The 17,807-nt window shown below is 37.5% G+C and carries 26 protein-coding genes; 25 read left to right on the forward strand and 1 reads right to left on the reverse strand.

Annotated elements, in window-relative coordinates; all coding sequences use genetic code 11:
• The first annotated feature begins 64 nt into the window (after positions 1 to 64).
• From RSC39_RS07940 to RSC39_RS07975, 8 genes are all read left to right on the forward strand, one after another.
• On the forward strand, positions 65 to 2,296 hold the full coding sequence (locus tag RSC39_RS07940) for a PBP1A family penicillin-binding protein (RefSeq protein ID WP_332536381.1): 2,232 nt from the start codon (positions 65 to 67) through the stop codon (positions 2,294 to 2,296).
• Positions 2,297 to 2,397: 101 nt separating this feature from the next.
• Positions 2,398 to 4,215, forward strand: a complete 1,818-nt coding sequence (locus tag RSC39_RS07945) for an acyltransferase family protein (RefSeq protein ID WP_332536383.1) — start codon at positions 2,398 to 2,400, stop codon at positions 4,213 to 4,215.
• A gap of 40 nt (positions 4,216 to 4,255) precedes the next feature.
• The gene (gene rpmG, locus RSC39_RS07950; RefSeq protein WP_011677168.1) at positions 4,256 to 4,405 is read left to right on the forward strand and encodes a 50S ribosomal protein L33; all 150 of its coding nucleotides are present in this window, start codon (positions 4,256 to 4,258) and stop codon (positions 4,403 to 4,405) included.
• 111 nt (positions 4,406 to 4,516) lie between these two features.
• Entirely contained in the window at positions 4,517 to 4,711 is a 195-nt protein-coding gene (gene secE / locus RSC39_RS07955; RefSeq protein WP_011677167.1) for a preprotein translocase subunit SecE, read from the forward strand.
• Positions 4,712 to 4,917: 206 nt separating this feature from the next.
• Positions 4,918 to 5,475, forward strand: a complete 558-nt coding sequence (nusG, locus tag RSC39_RS07960; RefSeq protein WP_011677166.1) for a transcription termination/antitermination protein NusG — start codon at positions 4,918 to 4,920, stop codon at positions 5,473 to 5,475.
• Between the two features lie 98 nt (positions 5,476 to 5,573).
• A complete protein-coding gene (thrC, locus tag RSC39_RS07965; RefSeq protein WP_332536386.1) occupies positions 5,574 to 7,064 on the forward strand; it encodes a threonine synthase in 1,491 nt (496 codons plus the stop codon).
• Positions 7,061 to 8,350, forward strand: coding sequence for an MATE family efflux transporter (locus tag RSC39_RS07970; protein ID WP_332536388.1), 1,290 nt, complete (start codon positions 7,061 to 7,063; stop codon positions 8,348 to 8,350). Before thrC ends, RSC39_RS07970 begins: the two co-directional genes overlap by 4 nt.
• Positions 8,351 to 8,431: 81 nt before the next feature.
• Positions 8,432 to 8,785 (forward strand): hypothetical protein, encoded by a 354-nt coding sequence (locus RSC39_RS07975; protein ID WP_063281244.1) that lies wholly within the window; start codon positions 8,432 to 8,434, stop codon positions 8,783 to 8,785.
• A gap of 36 nt (positions 8,786 to 8,821) precedes the next feature.
• Here the strand turns inward: RSC39_RS07975 and mscL are convergent, their stop codons facing one another.
• Positions 8,822 to 9,187: a large-conductance mechanosensitive channel protein MscL gene (gene mscL / locus RSC39_RS07980; RefSeq protein ID WP_011677163.1), complete on the reverse strand. Its 366-nt coding sequence runs from the start codon at positions 9,185 to 9,187 to the stop codon at positions 8,822 to 8,824.
• A 334-nt stretch (positions 9,188 to 9,521) separates the two neighbouring features.
• Between mscL and rpsJ the strand changes: the two genes are divergently transcribed.
• From rpsJ to rpsH, 17 genes are all read left to right on the forward strand, one after another.
• The gene (gene rpsJ, locus RSC39_RS07985; protein ID WP_003129973.1) at positions 9,522 to 9,830 is read left to right on the forward strand and encodes a 30S ribosomal protein S10; all 309 of its coding nucleotides are present in this window, start codon (positions 9,522 to 9,524) and stop codon (positions 9,828 to 9,830) included.
• 18 nt (positions 9,831 to 9,848) lie between these two features.
• Positions 9,849 to 10,472, forward strand: a complete 624-nt coding sequence (rplC, locus tag RSC39_RS07990; protein WP_011836028.1) for a 50S ribosomal protein L3 — start codon at positions 9,849 to 9,851, stop codon at positions 10,470 to 10,472.
• A gap of 25 nt (positions 10,473 to 10,497) precedes the next feature.
• Entirely contained in the window at positions 10,498 to 11,124 is a 627-nt protein-coding gene (rplD, locus tag RSC39_RS07995) for a 50S ribosomal protein L4 (RefSeq protein ID WP_011677162.1), read from the forward strand.
• The gene (locus RSC39_RS08000) at positions 11,124 to 11,417 is read left to right on the forward strand and encodes a 50S ribosomal protein L23 (RefSeq protein ID WP_011836026.1); all 294 of its coding nucleotides are present in this window, start codon (positions 11,124 to 11,126) and stop codon (positions 11,415 to 11,417) included. Before rplD ends, RSC39_RS08000 begins: the two co-directional genes overlap by 1 nt.
• 15 nt (positions 11,418 to 11,432) lie before the next feature.
• A complete protein-coding gene (gene rplB / locus RSC39_RS08005) occupies positions 11,433 to 12,263 on the forward strand; it encodes a 50S ribosomal protein L2 (RefSeq protein ID WP_011677160.1) in 831 nt (276 codons plus the stop codon).
• 159 nt (positions 12,264 to 12,422) lie between these two features.
• Positions 12,423 to 12,701: a 30S ribosomal protein S19 gene (gene rpsS / locus RSC39_RS08010; RefSeq protein WP_011677159.1), complete on the forward strand. Its 279-nt coding sequence runs from the start codon at positions 12,423 to 12,425 to the stop codon at positions 12,699 to 12,701.
• Between the two features lie 15 nt (positions 12,702 to 12,716).
• Positions 12,717 to 13,064, forward strand: coding sequence for a 50S ribosomal protein L22 (gene rplV / locus RSC39_RS08015; protein WP_010906302.1), 348 nt, complete (start codon positions 12,717 to 12,719; stop codon positions 13,062 to 13,064).
• A 12-nt stretch (positions 13,065 to 13,076) separates the two neighbouring features.
• Positions 13,077 to 13,730: a 30S ribosomal protein S3 gene (gene rpsC / locus RSC39_RS08020; protein WP_003129960.1), complete on the forward strand. Its 654-nt coding sequence runs from the start codon at positions 13,077 to 13,079 to the stop codon at positions 13,728 to 13,730.
• A gap of 3 nt (positions 13,731 to 13,733) precedes the next feature.
• Positions 13,734 to 14,147 (forward strand): 50S ribosomal protein L16, encoded by a 414-nt coding sequence (rplP, locus tag RSC39_RS08025; protein WP_011677158.1) that lies wholly within the window; start codon positions 13,734 to 13,736, stop codon positions 14,145 to 14,147.
• Positions 14,147 to 14,356, forward strand: coding sequence for a 50S ribosomal protein L29 (gene rpmC / locus RSC39_RS08030; protein WP_003129957.1), 210 nt, complete (start codon positions 14,147 to 14,149; stop codon positions 14,354 to 14,356). Before rplP ends, rpmC begins: the two co-directional genes overlap by 1 nt.
• A 20-nt stretch (positions 14,357 to 14,376) precedes the next feature.
• On the forward strand, positions 14,377 to 14,637 hold the full coding sequence (rpsQ, locus tag RSC39_RS08035) for a 30S ribosomal protein S17 (RefSeq protein ID WP_003129955.1): 261 nt from the start codon (positions 14,377 to 14,379) through the stop codon (positions 14,635 to 14,637).
• Positions 14,638 to 14,659: 22 nt separating this feature from the next.
• A complete protein-coding gene (gene rplN / locus RSC39_RS08040; protein WP_003129953.1) occupies positions 14,660 to 15,028 on the forward strand; it encodes a 50S ribosomal protein L14 in 369 nt (122 codons plus the stop codon).
• A gap of 133 nt (positions 15,029 to 15,161) precedes the next feature.
• The gene (gene rplX / locus RSC39_RS08045; RefSeq protein ID WP_003129951.1) at positions 15,162 to 15,467 is read left to right on the forward strand and encodes a 50S ribosomal protein L24; all 306 of its coding nucleotides are present in this window, start codon (positions 15,162 to 15,164) and stop codon (positions 15,465 to 15,467) included.
• Between the two features lie 19 nt (positions 15,468 to 15,486).
• On the forward strand, positions 15,487 to 16,029 hold the full coding sequence (rplE, locus tag RSC39_RS08050) for a 50S ribosomal protein L5 (RefSeq protein WP_003129948.1): 543 nt from the start codon (positions 15,487 to 15,489) through the stop codon (positions 16,027 to 16,029).
• 18 nt (positions 16,030 to 16,047) lie between these two features.
• Entirely contained in the window at positions 16,048 to 16,233 is a 186-nt protein-coding gene (locus tag RSC39_RS08055; protein ID WP_003129946.1) for a type Z 30S ribosomal protein S14, read from the forward strand.
• Positions 16,234 to 16,383: 150 nt separating this feature from the next.
• Positions 16,384 to 16,989, forward strand: coding sequence for a hypothetical protein (locus RSC39_RS08060; protein WP_332536393.1), 606 nt, complete (start codon positions 16,384 to 16,386; stop codon positions 16,987 to 16,989).
• 206 nt (positions 16,990 to 17,195) lie between these two features.
• On the forward strand, positions 17,196 to 17,594 hold the full coding sequence (rpsH, locus tag RSC39_RS08065; RefSeq protein ID WP_011677155.1) for a 30S ribosomal protein S8: 399 nt from the start codon (positions 17,196 to 17,198) through the stop codon (positions 17,592 to 17,594).
• The last annotated feature ends 213 nt before the right edge of the window (positions 17,595 to 17,807 follow it).

The raw sequence follows: 17,807 nt of genomic DNA on the forward strand, positions 1-17,807 counted from the left end.
AATAAGATATTGATGTATTCATTTGAGTAAGTATAGAAATAAAAAATATCTGAGGGAAGTATAGATGCCTGAAAATAAGAATTTCAGTCGGCGTAGTAAAAAAGAAACAGGAAAGAAAAGTTTAAAAATTCCTAAAATACGCCCTAAAAAACAAAAAAAACTTGAAGAAGAAATAGAAAAACCAGCTAAAACTAAATTTGGTAAATTTATGAGACCGATAAAACGTTTCTGGAAACGTTATAACTTAACAAAAATTACGATTATTTTTGTTTTGGTAGCGATCGTTGCGACAGGCTCATATCTTTTTTACTTGGCTAAAACAGCAAATGTGAAGGTTCTACAAAGTTCTATTTCTGCTCAGACAGTTATTTATGATAAAGATAATAATGAAGCTGGAAATCTTTATGGCCAAAAGGGAACTCCTGTTAAGATTGACCAAATTTCTAAAAATATTACGAATGCTGTAGTGGCAACAGAAGATAGAACCTTTTATGAAAACCACGGGGTTAATTTGAAACGTTTTGCTCTGGCGGCAGTAACACTTGGTCGTTTTGGGGGTGGTTCAACAATTACTCAACAGTTGGCTAAAAATGCTTACTTGACTCAAGAACAAACCATTGACCGTAAGGCGCGTGAATTTTTCTTGGCTCTTGAAATTAACAAACACTATAGCAAAGATGAGATTTTAGATATGTATTTGAATAACTCTTACTTTGGTAATGGGGTTTGGGGAATTCAAGATGCAGCCTTGAAATATTTTGGTGTTCCAGCCAGTGAAGTAACTGTTGATGAAGCAGCCAGTCTTGCCGGAATGCTAAAAGGTCCTGAAATTTATAATCCTTTATATGAAAAGGGAAAATATGCCACTGACCGTCGCAATACCGTTTTACAAAATATGGTTAATGCTGGCTATCTTGAGCAATCACAAGCAGACAGCTTTATGAAGGTTGATTTACAAGCTCAATTGCAAGATAATTATCAATCTAAAAGTAGTCAATACAAATATCCAAGCTATTATAATGCGGTAATTTCTGAGGCTGAACGTAAGTATGGTTTAACCTTACAAGAAATTATGAATAATGGCTATAAAATTTATACGGGAATGGATCAAAATATGCAGTCAGGTTTACAAAAAACCTATGCGGATCCAAGCTTCTTCCCACAAGCAGCAGATGGAACCTATGCCCAGTCAGCATCGGTGGCAATTGATCCAAAAACAGGAGCTGTTAATGCTCTCGTGGGTAATGTTAATACAGAAGGTTCTAATAGTTTTACTGATTATAACTATGCGACAATGTCTAAACGTTCTCCCGGTTCGGTCATCAAACCATTGATTGTCTATGCTCCTGCAATTGAAGCGGGTTGGTCAATTGACAAAACAGTTGATGACTCTCCGGCTGATTATAATGGTTGGAAGCCAACGGACTTTGATAATCAATGGCGAGGACAAATTCCGATGTATACGGCTTTAGCCAATTCATATAATATTCCAGCCATAAATACCTATCAAGCCATTGGTCCAAAAGTTGGAAATGCTTTGGGACGTGAATTTGGTTTGGATTTAAATAGTAAAAATGATGTTTTACCAACGGCTCTTGGCGCAGGAGTTGAAACAAATCCATGGCAAATTGCTCAGGCTTATCAAGCTTTTGCCAATGGTGGAGTAATGAATGATGCGCATCTCATTACTAAAATTGAAAATGCGGCTGGTCAAGTCGTAAAAACGGCAAAGGTAAACAAAAAACGTGTCGTTAGTAAAGATACTGCCGATAAAATGACTCAAATGATGTTAGGGACTTATACTAATGGTTCTGCTTGGAAAGCTTCACCTAAATCTTATACTTTGGCAGGTAAGACAGGGACTAATGAAGACCAAGACCAGTGGGTAGTCGGTTATACTCCAGATGTTGTGATGGCGCTTTGGGTTGGTTATTCTGATGGTAAATATAAATTGACAGGTTCATCAGAAGGACAAACGTCAGTAATTTTCCGTCAGGAAGCAAGTTATATGTTGCCTTACACCAAAGGAACACCTTTCACAGTTGAAAACCCTTATGCTCAGGCAGGCGTTGCGGCTCAACAACCTTATTGGACTCAACAAAGACAATATCAAGATGATATTGTAGACCAAGAACAGGCAGAAGCGAATACGACTGGAAATACTCCAGAAAGCTCTAGTTCTAGCACTTCAGCATCTTCTGATTCCAATGGTTTGGACCTAGGTAAAATTGGTAAAAATATTGGCGATGCAGCTAAAAATGCTTGGGATAAAGTTAAAGGGGTTTTTGGCAACTAAAAGTAAAAAAAATACTAAAAATATGATAAAATTAAGAAGAAAGCGTAGTAGTTTTAAGACAAAAAGAACTTAAAGAATAAAGATAGAAATCGAGAAGGAAAATGAAGCGTTACGTCACAGGTTTTAATGGATTACGGACTATTGGAGTTTTAACAGTTATTCTTTATCACCTCTGGCCAAATCATGTTCAGGGCGGTTTTCTTGGTGTCGTTTTATTCTTTGTCCTGTCTGGTTATTTGGTGACGGACTCTCTTTTAAGGGAGTATGAAAGAAGTAAAAAGATTAATATTTGGAAGTTTTGGGGCAGAAGAATTAAAAGACTCTATCCTTTATTAATCTCAATCTTTCTTCTTGTGACACCTTATATTATTATCTTCCAACCTAATTTGTGGGCTGGCTTACGTTCAAACTTTCTTTCGGCTGTTTTTTCAGTGCAGAACTGGTGGCAAATTTCGCAAGGAAGTTCTTACTTTGCTGATATTGCTGGGGCTTCGCCCTTTAAACATATTTATTACTTAGCAATTGAAGGACAATTTTTCATCATCTGGCCTTTGCTTTTAATTGTATTACTTAAATTTGTTAAAAAACGGGGTCGAATTTTTATCATTGCTAATGTTTTAGCTATTCTTTCAGCAATTTTGATGGCGGTGCTTTTTGTTCCTGGGGCTGACCCAACACGGGTTTATTATGGAACAGATACGCGGTTCTTTAGCTTAATGATGGGGGCAAGTTTAGCTTTCATCTGGCCTTTAAATAAACTTTCGCATAAGGTTAATAAAAGGGCGACTAAGATTGCTTGGCAGTTGACCATTGGCTTATCTTTAGTTCTATTGGTTGCTTATATCTTCATGCCGGCTCAAGGGACATTTACTTACTATGGCGGAATGTGGCTGGCCAGTCTAGCAAGCGTTATATTAGTAGCACTAGTGGCACACCCAAGTCTACCAGCTAATAAGCTGTTTTCAAATCCTATCTTTGAATACATTGGTTCGCGTTCTTATGGAATTTATCTTTGGCAACTTCCTGTTTTTGCTTTTGCTGAGGCTAAAGTATTAGCACCAACTTCTTGGTACAATTTGATTTGGCAATTAGCGCTCATTCTTATCTTGACTGAACTGTCATATCGTTTGATTGAGTTGCCTACACAGCATTTTGATTATAGTAATGTTTTGGAAATTGTTCAAAATTTCATCCGAGAAAAAGGCTGGAAGTTGAAAAAGAATATTGGACCAATGATTCTTTCTGGACTTATTCTGATAAGTTTAGGTTTCATAATTTTTTCACCTCCTTCACCACATGACCAAAGACTTATTGAAGAAAAAATCATGGCCCAACAAGTTGCTTTGCAAAAGAAACAATTAGCCGAAGCGAATAACAAGGTTCCTCTGTCTTTGAAGACAGTTGCAGAAAAATATGAAATTCAACCAGTTGTTGCTGAAAAAGCTTCACAAATGAATGTTCTAGCACTTGGAGATTCGGTCATGGTTGCCGCTTCAACAAATTTGCAAGAGGTCTTCCCACATATGTATATTGATGCAGCAGTTGGTCGTCAAGCCGAGTCGCTTGCAACAGATTTAACGAATGCTAAGGCTAAAATGCCTAATCCTGATGCTTATCTGATTGGTCTGGGAACAAATGGAACAATTAAAGCAGATGAAATTGAAGCCGCAATGAAGGTTGCAGGTAATAAACCAGTCTATTGGATGAACATTCATGCCGATCGAGTTTGGGCAAAACCTAATAATAATTTACTGACCAAAACGGCTAAGAAATATAAAAACTTAAAAATTATTGATTGGAATAAAAAAGCATCGGGTCATAACGCATGGTTTTACAGTGACAATATCCATCCAAAAGGAACAGGTGCAGAAGAATACGCGACTTTGGTGGCAAACAGTCTGATTAAGGTAGCAAAATAGTTTGCGCTTGTAAATAATTTTTGATAGAATAAGAGATAATATGTTAAGAAAAGCTGGATTAGCGTGTACCGTTTGTGGTTCACGAAATTATACACTCAATCTTTCATCAGTAGCGAAAGAAAAACGAGTTGAAGTTAAAAAGTTTTGCCGTACTTGTGGCAAACACACATTGCACAAAGAAACGCGTTAAATCGTATTACTTTAATAGGATTTGAACACGTCGAACTGACAGACTTGTCAGTAAACTTTTAATAAGAAATGGACTCTGTCAGTAATAATGTGGCAGGGATAGGAAAAGGTTATGTTTAAATTTATTGGTAGCATTGTTGAAGAAATGAAATTGACAACTTGGCCAAGCAGAAAACAATCTGTTCGTGATTTTTTTATGGTCATTGAATATACAGCTTTCTTCTTGGTGTTTATCATAATTTTCGATTGGGTAACTCAACATGGAATTACATTTAGTGTTAGCCACTTGGTACCATTTCTCAAATAAGCGATTAATCTGTCATTTTTGACAGATTTTTCTTTTCTTAACTGACAAAAGTCCTTTTAATTCAAGATAAATATGATATAATAATATTATCTGATAAGGGCTTGGCCCTTTTTCTTGTACCCAAATTACTGACAGAAATGCTCTAGAAGCTCTGTCAGCTGGGATTTCACTAATTAAGTAAAAAAATAAATACAGAGGTATTTCAAATGGAAGATAATAATTTAGTAAGTTTTGACCAAGGTTGGTTTGTTATTCAAACTTATGCAGGTTATGAGCGTAAAGTCAAAGAAGATTTGCTTGAACGTGCTGAACTTTATAATATGGCAGATAAAATCTTGCGCGTCGAAATTCCAACGGAAACAATTCGTACCGAAGTGAACGGTAAAATGAAAGACGTTGAAGAAAACTTGTTCCCAGGATATGTTTTGGTCGAAATGAACATGACTGATGAAGCGTGGTTTATCGTGCGTAATACACCAAACGTTACTGGATTCGTTGGTTCACACGGGAACCGTTCAAAACCTACACCACTTTTTGAACAAGAAATCCAAGATATCTTGGTTGGTATGGGCAAAGTTGTTCGTGAAATCGACTTTGACGTTTTTGTTGGAAAACGTGTGCGTATTGTTGATGGAGCCTTTTCAGGATTTGAAGCGCCAATTACTGAAATCAATGGCGATAAATTGACTTTGACTGTTGATATGTTTGGTCGTGCAACTCCAGTTGAATTGGACATGCACCAAATCGAAGATATTCAAGCCTAATTAATTATTATAAAAAAAGCCACGATGATTCGTGGCTTTTTGCGAGTTTACAGAATATTTGTTATAATTATAAAAAATGTGATTGGGGAATAAATATCATGGTAACTTTTTATCAATCAACACGGGATAAATCAAATAAAAAAACAGCCTCACAAGCTATCTTGCAAGGTTTGGCAGAAGACGGTGGACTTTTTGTTCCTGTTGAATTTCCAAAAGTGGACTTAGATTTTAAAAAATTAAAAAATGCTTCTTATCAGGAAGTTGCTGAACTTGTATTAAAAGCATTTTTTGATGATTTTTCTGCTGATGAAATAAAATTAATGGTGACAAAAGCCTACGGAGAAAAATTTGATAGTCCTGAAATTGCACCGCTCAAAAATCTCGGGAATCACTATATTCTTGAACTCTTTCATGGTGAAACGATCGCTTTTAAAGACATGGCACTTTCTATCTTGCCTCATTTAATGACCCAAGCGGCTAAGAAAAATGGTGTGACCAATGAAATTATTATTCTGACGGCGACTTCTGGGGATACAGGAAAAGCAGCTATGGCAGGTTTTGCTGATGTGCCACAGACAAAAATTATTGTTTTTTATCCTAAAGGTGGAGTCAGCCACATTCAAGAGCAACAAATGCTGACCCAAAAAGGAGCTAATGTTCACGTTGTTGGAATTGATGGAAATTTTGACCAAGCTCAGACAGCAGTAAAAGAAATGTTTAATAATAAAAGCTTGCATGACCAACTTCTGAAGAATCATCAGCAATTTTCGTCAGCAAATTCAATGAATATTGGACGTTTGATTCCACAAGTTGCTTATTATATTTATGCTTACGCACAACTGGTCAAAACTGGTCAAATTACTGACGGAGAAAAAATCAATTTTTCAGTTCCGACAGGAAATTTTGGAAATATTTTAGCCGCTTATTATGCGAAAAAATTAGGCTTACCAGTTGGTCAGCTGATTTGTGCCTCAAATAAAAATAATGTGCTGACTGACTTTTTCAAAACAGGGCTTTATGATAAAAATCGAGAATTTTATGTGACAAGTTCACCGTCAATGGATATTTTGGTTTCTTCAAATCTTGAACGATTGATTTTTGATTTAACTGACGAGAATGATGATGAGACTTTGGCTTTACTGACAGCTTTGTCAGCAGAAGGTCATTATCAAATTTCTAAAAAAATGATGAGTAAGTTACAAGGTTTTATAGCTGACTGGGCATCAGAAGAAGAAATTTCCCAAGAAATTAATGAAACTTTTGAAAATGAAAACTATGTTCTTGACCCCCACACAGCGGTTGCGAACTATGTCTATCATCAAATTCAACCAAAAGAAAAAACAGTTGTTGTCAGCACTGCCAGCCCTTATAAGTTCCCTAAAGTTGTTTTAGAAGGACTTCAAAAGTCAGGAACGGACTTGTCAGAGAAGATAGATGATTTTGCTGCCGTTAAATCACTTGAAAAACTCAGTGGTATTCCATTACCCAAAGCTGTGTTAGGACTTGAAAAAGCTGAAATTTTGCATCATACAGTAGTTCCAGTTCAGGAAATGCAAAAAGAAGTAGAGAAATACCTTGGTTTAAAATGAAAACAAATAAAGAAATATTAAAATTCGCCCTTCCTGCGATTATTGAAAATTTCTTGCAAATGTTAGTTGGGGTGAGTGATACAATGATTGTTGCTCACCTTAGTCTTTCTGCTGTGGCCGCAGTTTCTCTTGCGAATAATTTAATTACGGTATATCAGGCAATATTTATCGCCCTAGGAACAATTATTTCAAGTTTATTTGCCAAGGTATTTATTGAAAAAAAGGCAAAAGAAAAGCCGAAGGAATTAATTAATTCTGCAACTAAACTCACCGTTTTAATCGGTTTAGTTTTTGGTCTATTTTCCCTTTTTGCTGCTCAACCGATTCTTTATTTGTTGGGGGCTCGTCAGCAAGTTTTAGAACTTTCAATCATTTATCTGAGTTTAGTGGGTGGTTTGATTGTTCTTTTAGCTTTAATGACAACTTTTGGGGCCTTTTTGCGGGCTGATGGAAACACAAAGACACCCATGTGGGCGTCTTTCTTTGCAAGTGTTCTAAATTTATTATTTTCAATTGTTTTTATCTTTGTTTTTCATTTAGGCGTCTTAGGAACGGCACTTGGAGCAGTTCTTGCCAGAGTAATTGGGACAGCTTTCCTCTATTATAAATTAAAAGAAAAACGGCCCAGTCTTCAATTTTATAAAGTAAAACTCAATCGTCAGTTAATCAAGCTAAGTCTACCTGCGGCAGGAGAAAGATTATCCATGAGATTGGGTGATTTATTAATCATGATGATTATTGTCCGTTTAGGAGAACGTGTCTTTGCGGGAAATGCAATTGGCGAGAGCATTACACAATTTAATTATATGCCAGTCTTTGGAATGGCAACCGTGACAGTGATTTTAGTAGCACAGGCAACCGCTGAAAATAATATTGAAAATATTAAAGCTTATATCAAAAAGACTTATTGGTTGGCAACAAGTATGATGTTTATCATTGGATTAGTTCTTTTACTGACAGCTAATATGCTAAATCAGCTATTTACTACTGATAGGATTGCTATGGGCGCAAGTACGACAGTCATCTTATTTTCTTTTTTAGCGACTTTTTTCGTCACAGGAGCAACGACTTACACGGCGGCTTTTCAAGGAATTGGAAATACCAAACTTCCGTTTTATGCAACAACTTTAGGCATGTTTGGCATTCGGTTAATCTTAGGCGCATTTTTAGCTTTAGTATTGAAGCTAGGCTTAGAAGGTGTTTGGTTGGCGGTCTTGCTTGATAACTTTTTTAGATTCGTTTTTCTTAAGATAAAATTTAACTATACATTTTCGTCACGAACGTAACTTTAAGTATCTTAATTGAAATTTTGTAAAAACAGTGATATAATAATGAAATATAACATTGGATGTCTAGGAGATTTACGAATGCTTGTTTGGAGACGGAAAGGATTACTTGTTGTGTTATCCTATATTTTTGGAATTGTTTTATGGTTCGGGGTTGGAGTATTTTTAGGGCCAGTATTGGGAGAAAAATCTCATACCTTTGCAATTTTAGATGGTTCGCTGTTGCTTATCCCTGCATTCTTTAATTTTGTTTTTTGCAAATACTTTCTTAAAGATGAGACAGAAAAAGTATTAACCGATGAAAAAGGAGAGGCTTATCGAGTAAATAATTACAGCACTCTTTACTGTCTTCGAAATAAAACATGGACAAAAATCAGTATAACTGTGGGTGTCTTCCTTTGGGCTATTCAAGTATACGGCAGTTTTTATCAATAAAAAAATTACTGACAGAATGATCAGTAATTTTTTTAATTATTTTTTCAACAAGTCGCGAATTTCTTGGAGAGTTTCCAATTCTTCGTTTTTTTGTTCTTCAACAATTTCTTCCTTTTTAGGGAAAAGTTTGTTGATAAATTTGATAAGAACGAAAATAACAAAAGCTGTAATGACGAAATTGATAACATCGTTTAAGAAAGCTCCGTAAGTAAATTTAGTCTTACCAACAGTTACTGATAAGTGGGCAAGAGCGCTGCTTTGGACGAACATTCCGATCAAAGGGTTAATCAAATTATCAACCAAAGATTTAACTAAAGCAGTGAAAGCTGCCCCGATGATAACCCCAACGGCCAAGTCTAAGACATTGCCACGCAAAATAAAGTTTTTAAATTCCTTTAACATAAATCCTCCTATATAAATAGTTTATAAAACCTTTAATCAAATTATATCAAAAAGTTTAAAGATGACAAAGTGTGGGTTCTTGTCTTTTTCAGTAAATTCATTGATTTTATTTAAAATTTTAAAAGATATATAAAAAGAACTGGAAAGAATGAAAAAAAGTCTAAAAAGTCCTTGACAAGGCACATCTCCTTTGATAGAATAGACAAGTGCTGTTAAAAACAGTATGTAGCGACGAAACGAGAGGTTGCGACACACCCGAAGGTATTGCCATACCTAACGTGTCGGTTTTCCCGTGGAGCTAGCCTATTGAATACAATAGACGAGAGGAGAAAAAATGGCAACTAAAAAAATTCGCATTCGCTTGAAAGCATACGAACATCGTATCCTTGACGCAGCTGCAGAAAAAATCGTAGAAACTGCTAAACGTACAAACGCAGAAGTAAGTGGTCCAATTCCACTTCCAACTGACCGTAGCGTCTACACTGTTATCCGCGCGACTCACAAATATAAAGACTCACGCGAACAATTCGAAATGCGTACACACAAACGCTTGATCGACATCATCGAACCAACACAAAAAACTGTTGATTCACTTATGAAACTCGATTTGCCAAGTGGTGTAAACATCGAAATTAAACTCTAATTAAGAAAGGTAATTCTCATGTCAAAAGGAATCTTAGGGAAAAAAGTGGGAATGACTCAAATCTTCACAGACAACGGTGAATTAATTCCTGTTACTGTGATCGAAGCGACTCCAAACACAGTTCTTCAAGTTAAATCTGTCGAAACAGACGGTTACGAAGCAACTCAAGTTGGTTTCGATACACTTCGTGAAGTTTTGACCAACAAACCTGCCAAAGGTCATGCTGCTAAAGCTAATACGACTCCTAAGCGCTTCGTTCGTGAATTCAAAGGACTCGAAGGCGCTGAAGTAGGAGCAGAAATCACTGTTGATACATTTGCAGCCGGAGATGTTGTTGATGTTACCGGAACTTCTAAAGGTAAAGGTTTCCAAGGCCCAATCAAACGTCATGGTCAATCACGTGGTCCTATGGCCCACGGTTCACGTTACCACCGTCGTCCTGGTTCAATGGGTCCTGTTGCAGCTAACAAAGTTCCAAAAGGTAAAAAACTTGCTGGACGTATGGGTAACAAACGCGTTACTGTACAAAACCTTGTTATTGCACAAGTGCTTCCTGAAAAGAACGTTATCCTTGTAAAAGGTAATGTCCCAGGTGCTAAGAAATCATTGATTGTTGTTAAATCAGCAATCAAAGCTAAATAAGAAGGAAAGGAGATAGAAATCTATAATGGCAAAAGTATCATTATTTAAACAAGATGGTTCACAAGCTGGTGAAGTTACACTTAACGACTCAGTATTTGGTATCGAACCAAACGAATCTGTCGTATTCGACGTTGTAATCTCACAACGCGCTAGCCTTCGCCAAGGTACACATGCACACAAAAACCGTTCTGCTGTATCTGGTGGTGGTAAAAAACCATGGCGTCAAAAAGGTACAGGTCGTGCCCGTCAAGGTTCTACCCGCTCTCCACAATGGCGTGGTGGTGGTACTGTCTTCGGACCGAACCCACGTAGCTACGCTTACAAACTTCCACAAAAAGTTCGTCAATTGGCGCTTAAATCAGTTTACTCAACAAAAGTTGCTGATGGTAAATTAATCGCTGTTGATACACTTGACTTTGCAGCTCCAAAAACTGCTGAATTTGCAAAAGTAATTTCAGCACTTTCAATCGAACGTAAAGTACTTGTGGTTCTTCCAAACGAAGGTAACGAATTTGCAGAACTCTCTGCACGCAATCTTGAAAACGTGAAAGTTACAACTGCTAATTCAGCATCTGTACTTGACATCGTTTCTGCTGACAAACTCCTTGTGGTTCAATCAGCATTGACACAAATTGAGGAGGTTCTTGCATAATGTCACTTTATGATATCATCCGTAAACCTATCATTACTGAAGCTTCTATGGCTGCTATGGATCAAAAGAAATACACTTTTGAAGTTGATTCACGTGCGCATAAACTTCTCATCAAACAAGCTGTTGAAGCTGTCTTTGATGTAAAAGTTGCCTCAGTAAATACTATCAGCGTTAAACCAAAATCTAAACGAGTTGGTAAATACACTGGTACTAAATCAGGCTACAAAAAAGCTATCGTTACTTTGACTGAAGATTCTAAAACAATTGAAATCTTCGGCGAAGACGCAGAATAATAGAGGAGGAAAATCGTGGGAATTAAAGTTTACAAACCTACCACAAACGGTCGCCGTAACATGACTGGTAGCGACTTCGCTGAAATCACTACAAGTACTCCTGAAAAGAGCTTGCTTGTAAGCATGAGCAAAACAGCTGGTCGTAATAACACTGGTCGTATCACAGTTCGTCACCACGGTGGTGGTCACAAACGTAAATATCGTATGATCGACTTCAAACGTACAACTGACAACGTAGTTGCTAAAGTTGCTACAATTGAATACGATCCAAACCGTACAGCAAACATCGCATTGATTGTTTACGCTAACGGGGTTAAATCATACATCTTGGCTGCTAAAGGCCTTGAAGTTGGAATGACAGTTGTATCTGGCCCTGATGCCGATATTAAAGTTGGTAACGCGTTGCCACTTGCTAACATTCCAGTTGGTACATTGATCCACAACATTGAATTGAAACCTGGTAAAGGCGGACAATTGGTTCGTTCAGCTGGTGCTTCAGCTCAAGTACTCGGTTCAGAAGGTAAATATACACTCGTTCGTCTTCAATCAGGCGAAGTTCGTATGATTCTTTCAACTTGCCGTGCTACAATCGGTGTTGTTGGTAATGAACAACAAAGCTTAATCAACCTTGGTAAAGCAGGACGTACACGTCACATGGGTATCCGCCCAACAGTACGTGGTTCTGTAATGAACCCTAACGATCACCCACACGGTGGTGGTGAAGGTCGTCAACCAGTTGGTCGCAAGTCTCCAATGACTCCATGGGGTAAACCAGCCCTTGGTCTCAAGACTCGCAACAAGAAAGCAAAATCAAGCAAACTTATCGTTCGTCGTATCAACGACTAATAAGTCGCTTTATTTTCACAAGAGCCTTCTCGGCGTCTTGTTAAATTTGATAAAATTTATTATCAAATTTAATGAGATGTCGAAAGTGCATCTATAAATTCCGCCAACTCCGCCTTAGTAGCGGCAGTGGTACAAATATTTAAAGGAGAAACTCGCAAAATGGGTCGTAGTCTTAAAAAAGGACCTTTCGTCGATGAGCATTTGATGAAAAAAGTTGAAGCTCAAACCAACGCCGAAAGAAAATCTGTGATCAAAACTTGGTCACGCCGTTCTACAATCTTTCCAAACTTTGTAGGACTTACAATTGCTGTTTACGATGGTCGCAAACACGTACCAGTTTATGTTCAAGAAGATATGGTTGGACACAAACTTGGTGAATTCGCACCAACTCGTACTTACCGTGGTCACGCTGCTGACGACAAGAAAACACGTCGCTAATAGGAGGAGAAAAAAATGGCAGAAATTACTTCAGCTAAAGCAACTGCAAAAACAGTTCGCGTTTCACCTCGTAAGACTCGTCTTGTTATCGATCTTATCCGCGGGAAACGTGTTGCAGATGCAATTGCAATCTTGAAATTTACACCGACTAAAGCTGCTGTAGAAGTTGAAAATGTACTTAATAGTGCTATCGCTAATGCAGAAAATAACTTTGGTCTTGAAAAAGCTAACTTGGTAGTAAGCGAAACATTCATTAACGAAGGTCCAACAATGAAACGTTTCCGTCCACGTGCCAAAGGTTCAGCTTCACCAATTAACAAACGCACAGCTCACATTACTGTAGTTGTAGCTGAGAAAGAATAAGGAGGTAAAAACGTGGGTCAAAAAGTACATCCAATAGGAATGCGTGTTGGCGTTATTCGTGATTGGGATGCCAAATGGTATGCTGAAAAAGAATATGCGGATTACCTTCACGAAGACTTGGCAATTCGTCAACTTATCCAAACTAAACTTGCTGATGCATCAGTATCATTGATTGAAACTGAACGTGCAATTAACAAAGTTATTGTAACTTTGCACACTGCTAAACCAGGTATGGTTATTGGTAAATCAGGAGCTAACGTTGATGCACTCCGTGCAGAACTCAACAAACTTACTGGTAAACAAGTTCACATCAACATCGTTGAAATCAAAAAACCTGATTTGGACGCTCATCTTGTTGGTGAAGGAATTGCTAAACAACTTGAAGCACGTATCGCTTTCCGTCGTGCTCAAAAACAAGCCATCCAACGTGCTATGCGCGCTGGTGCAAAAGGGATCAAAACTCAAGTTTCTGGTCGTTTGAATGGTGCTGATATTGCCCGTGCTGAAGGATATTCAGAAGGTACAGTTCCACTCCACACACTCCGTGCGGACATCGACTACGCTTGGGAAGAAGCAGACACAACTTATGGTAAACTCGGCGTTAAAGTTTGGATCTACCGTGGTGAAGTTCTCCCTACTAAAAAATCTGTGAAAGGAGAAAAATAATCCATGTTAGTACCAAAACGTGTAAAACACCGTCGTGAATTCCGCGGTAAAATGCGTGGTTATGCTAAAGGTGGCGACACAGTATCATTCGGTGAATATGGTCTTCAAGCGACTACATCTCACTGGATTACTAACCGCCAAATTGAAGCAGCTCGTATTGCTATGACTCGTTACATGAAACGTAACGGTCAAGTTTGGATTAAAATTTTCCCTCACAAATCATACACTGCCAAAGCTATTGGTGTGCGTATGGGTTCAGGGAAAGGTGCTCCTGAAGGATGGGTTGCTCCAGTTAAACGTGGCGTTGTCATGTTTGAATTGGGCGGCGTTGATGAAGCAACTGCACGCGAAGCGTTGCGTCTTGCATCACACAAACTTCCTGTTAAAACTAAATTTGTGAAACGAGGTGAAGCGTAATGAAATTGAGCGAAACTAAATCACTTCTTAAAGATTTGCGCGCTTTGTCAGTTGAAGAATTGACAACTCGTGAAGCTGAATTGAAAAAAGAATTGTTTGATCTTCGTTTCCAAGCTGCTGCTGGTCGTCTCGAAAACACAGCTAAGCTTGACGAAGTCAAGAAAACTATTGCACGTGTAAAAACTGTGCAAGCTGAATTGAACAAATAATAGGTCAGGAGAAACTATAAATGGAACGCAAACAACGTAAAGTTTATCAAGGCCGCGTGGTTTCAGACAAAATGGATAAAACTATCACAGTTGTCGTAGAAACTAAGCGTAACCACCCTGTCTATGGTAAACGTATCAACTATTCAAAAAAATATAAAGCTCACGACGAAAACAACTCTGCAAAAACTGGCGACATCGTTCGTATCATGGAAACTCGTCCTTTGTCTAAAGACAAACATTTCCGTCTTGTAGAAATCGTTGAAGAAGCAGTTATTATCTAAGCAAAACTAGGAGGAATATAGCATGATTCAAACAGAATCTCGTTTGAAAGTTGCAGATAACTCAGGTGCTAAAGAACTTTTGACTATCCGTGTCCTCGGTGGTTCATCACGTAAGTTCGCTGGTATCGGTGATATCGTTGTAGCTACAGTTAAATCAGCTGCCCCTGGTGGAGCAGTTAAAAAAGGTGAAGTTGTGAAAGCAGTCATCGTTCGTACTAAATCTGGTGCGAAACGTCCTGACGGTTCATACATCAAATTTGATGAAAATGCAGCAGTGCTCATCCGTGACGATAAAACTCCTCGCGGAACACGTATCTTTGGCCCAGTTGCCCGCGAACTCCGCGAAGGTGGCTACATGAAGATCGTTTCACTTGCTCCAGAAGTACTCTAATCAAGCATTATAGAGATATGGTTTTGTCGGAAAATTTTTTTGACAGAGTCATATTTTACTGTTATTATTAACAGAATAGTCCCCTGATAGTAAAATATGAGGGTGCCCATCGGGCGTAAGAAAGGAAATAAACATGTTTGTAAAAACTGGTGATACAGTTAAAGTTATCGCAGGTAAAGACCGCGGTACTACTGGTAAAGTAATCAAAGCTTTGCCAAAAGTAAATAAAGTTGTCGTTGAAGGTGTTGCTATCATGAAGAAACACCAAAAACCAAACTCAGAAAACCCAAGTGGTGCTATTCTTGAAATCGAAGCTCCTATCCACGTTTCTAACGTACAAGTGCTCGACAAAAATGGCGTTGCTGGTCGTGTAGGTTACAAAGTTGTTGACGATAAAAAAGTTCGTTTCAACAAAAAATCTGGCGAAATTTTAGACTAAGGCGGAAAGGAGAAATAATATGACTAATCGTTTGAAAGAAAAATATACTAACGAAGTAGTACCAGCGTTGACTGAACAATTCAACTACACTTCAATCATGGCTGTACCAAAAGTTGATAAAATCGTTATCAACATGGGTGTTGGAGATGCTGTAAACAACTCTAAAAACCTTGATAAAGCTGTTGCTGAATTGGCTTTGATCTCTGGTCAAAAACCATTGATTACTAAAGCTAAAAAATCAGTTGCTGCTTTCCGTCTTCGTGAAGGTATGCCAATCGGTGCGAAAGTAACTCTTCGTGGCGAACGTATGTTCGAATTCTTGGACAAATTGGTTACTGTTTCACTCCCACGTGTACGTGACTTCCACGGTGTTTCAAACAAAGCGTTTGATGGTCGCGGTAACTACACACTTGGTGTGAAGGAACAATTGATTTTCCCAGAAATCAACTATGATGATGTTGATAAAGTTCGTGGTATGGACATTGTTATCGTAACAACTGCTAACACTGACGAAGAATCACGTGAATTGCTTGCTAAACTCGGCATGCCGTTCGCTAAATAAGATAGGGAGAATACATAAATGGCTAAGAAATCTATGGTTGTTAAAAACCAACGCCCTGCAAAATTCTCAACACAAGCTTATACTCGTTGCGAACGTTGCGGACGTCCACATTCAGTTTACCGCAAATTTAAACTTTGCCGTATCTGTCTTCGCGAATTGGCTTACAAAGGTCAATTGCCAGGCGTTAAAAAAGCTTCATGGTAATTTGTTAATTATCGTGTAACGAATAAAAATTACTGACAGGATTTCTGTCAGTAATTTTTTTATACCTTAGAAGCATTATGAAAACATGGTCTATTTATAGTGGATTAAAAGTGAGAATTTGCTATAATGGTGAGGAAATAGGAAGGATTTATGAAAAAAATATCAGCTAATATTAAAAAGTTTGTGGGAATTAGCTTAATTCTTTTTGGAACTTTAACCGTTTTATCGGCCTGTGGCAGTAAAGAAGGTAAAAAGTCTGAACAAAGCAGCTCCTCTTCGAGTATTAAAAATAATGAAAGTATTCAAAGTAGTAGTTCGTCTTCAAGTACAAGTTCATCAAGTTCAAATTTAAGTTCTTCCAGTCAGGAAGGATTTGGAAACAGTTCACAAATTCTTTCAGGAAACTATTCTTCTTTGAATGGAACTTGGCAGACTGCTGATGGTACTTCTAAAATTATTTTAAAAAACGGTAACATCATTTTTAGTTCAGAATATGTGAGAATAATATCAAATCCAATCGCTAAGGATGGAATAATTATTGCTGATGCATTGAATGACAAAAGACACATGGGCTTTATGTTTGCCGCTGCTTATAATTCGCCAATCTTTCCGAACTCCTCAAATTTGGATAAGACAGATTCGGGAAAAGACCGGCTTATAATAACTACGGATGAAGAAGACATAGAAATATTTGATACGATGCCAACATCATTTTATTATAAGGTAAGTAATGATACCACAAGTTTGAGTTCATAAGTTATAACAAATTACTGGCAATTCTGTCAGTAATTTTTATTCTAAAAAATTCATGACACACCCGAAAACATTGTAAAGAAAAATGTTGACAGAGTGCGGAACTTCTGCTATACTAATTAAGTTCGGTCTTTTTTATGAAAAGGACCTCATTAATTTGAAAGTGGGATTTGAACAAGCCCAAACTACAAATAAGGAGAAATTACACTATGGTAATGACTGACCCAATTGCAGATTTCTTGACTCGTATTCGTAATGGTAACATGCGTAAATTCGATGTTGTTGAAGCACCTGCATCAAAAATCAAACGTCAAATCGCTGAAATCCTCAAAGCTGAAGGTTACGTGAAAGACGTTGAATACGTTGAAGATAACAAACAAGGCGTAATCCGCGTTTTCCTTAAATACGGTAAAAACGGTGAAAAAGTTATCACTAACTTGAAACGTATTTCAAAACCAGGTCTTCGTGTTTACGTGAAATCTGATGATGTTCCTAAAGTTCTTAACGGACTTGGTACAGCAATCATCTCAACATCTACTGGTGTCGTAACTGATAAAGTTGCTCGTCAAACAAATGTTGGTGGTGAAGTAATTGCCTACATCTGGTAATTAGTTCGGAGAGGCTTCATTTATGGAGTTGATCTAAATGTTTAATATCGACTTTTTGATGATATTAAACTGACAAGCGAATTTTTCGTAAGTCAAAATTACTGACAGAAATAATTTTATGACTGTCAGTAAAATAAAAGTTCTTTTAAATCAAATTTTGATTTAAAACCCGTGAAAACAGATTGAATCAAATCTGATAATTTAACAGGAGAA

The sequence above is a fragment of the Lactococcus sp. genome (assembly GCF_036648155.1).
Lineage (GTDB): Bacteria > Bacillota > Bacilli > Lactobacillales > Streptococcaceae > Lactococcus > Lactococcus cremoris.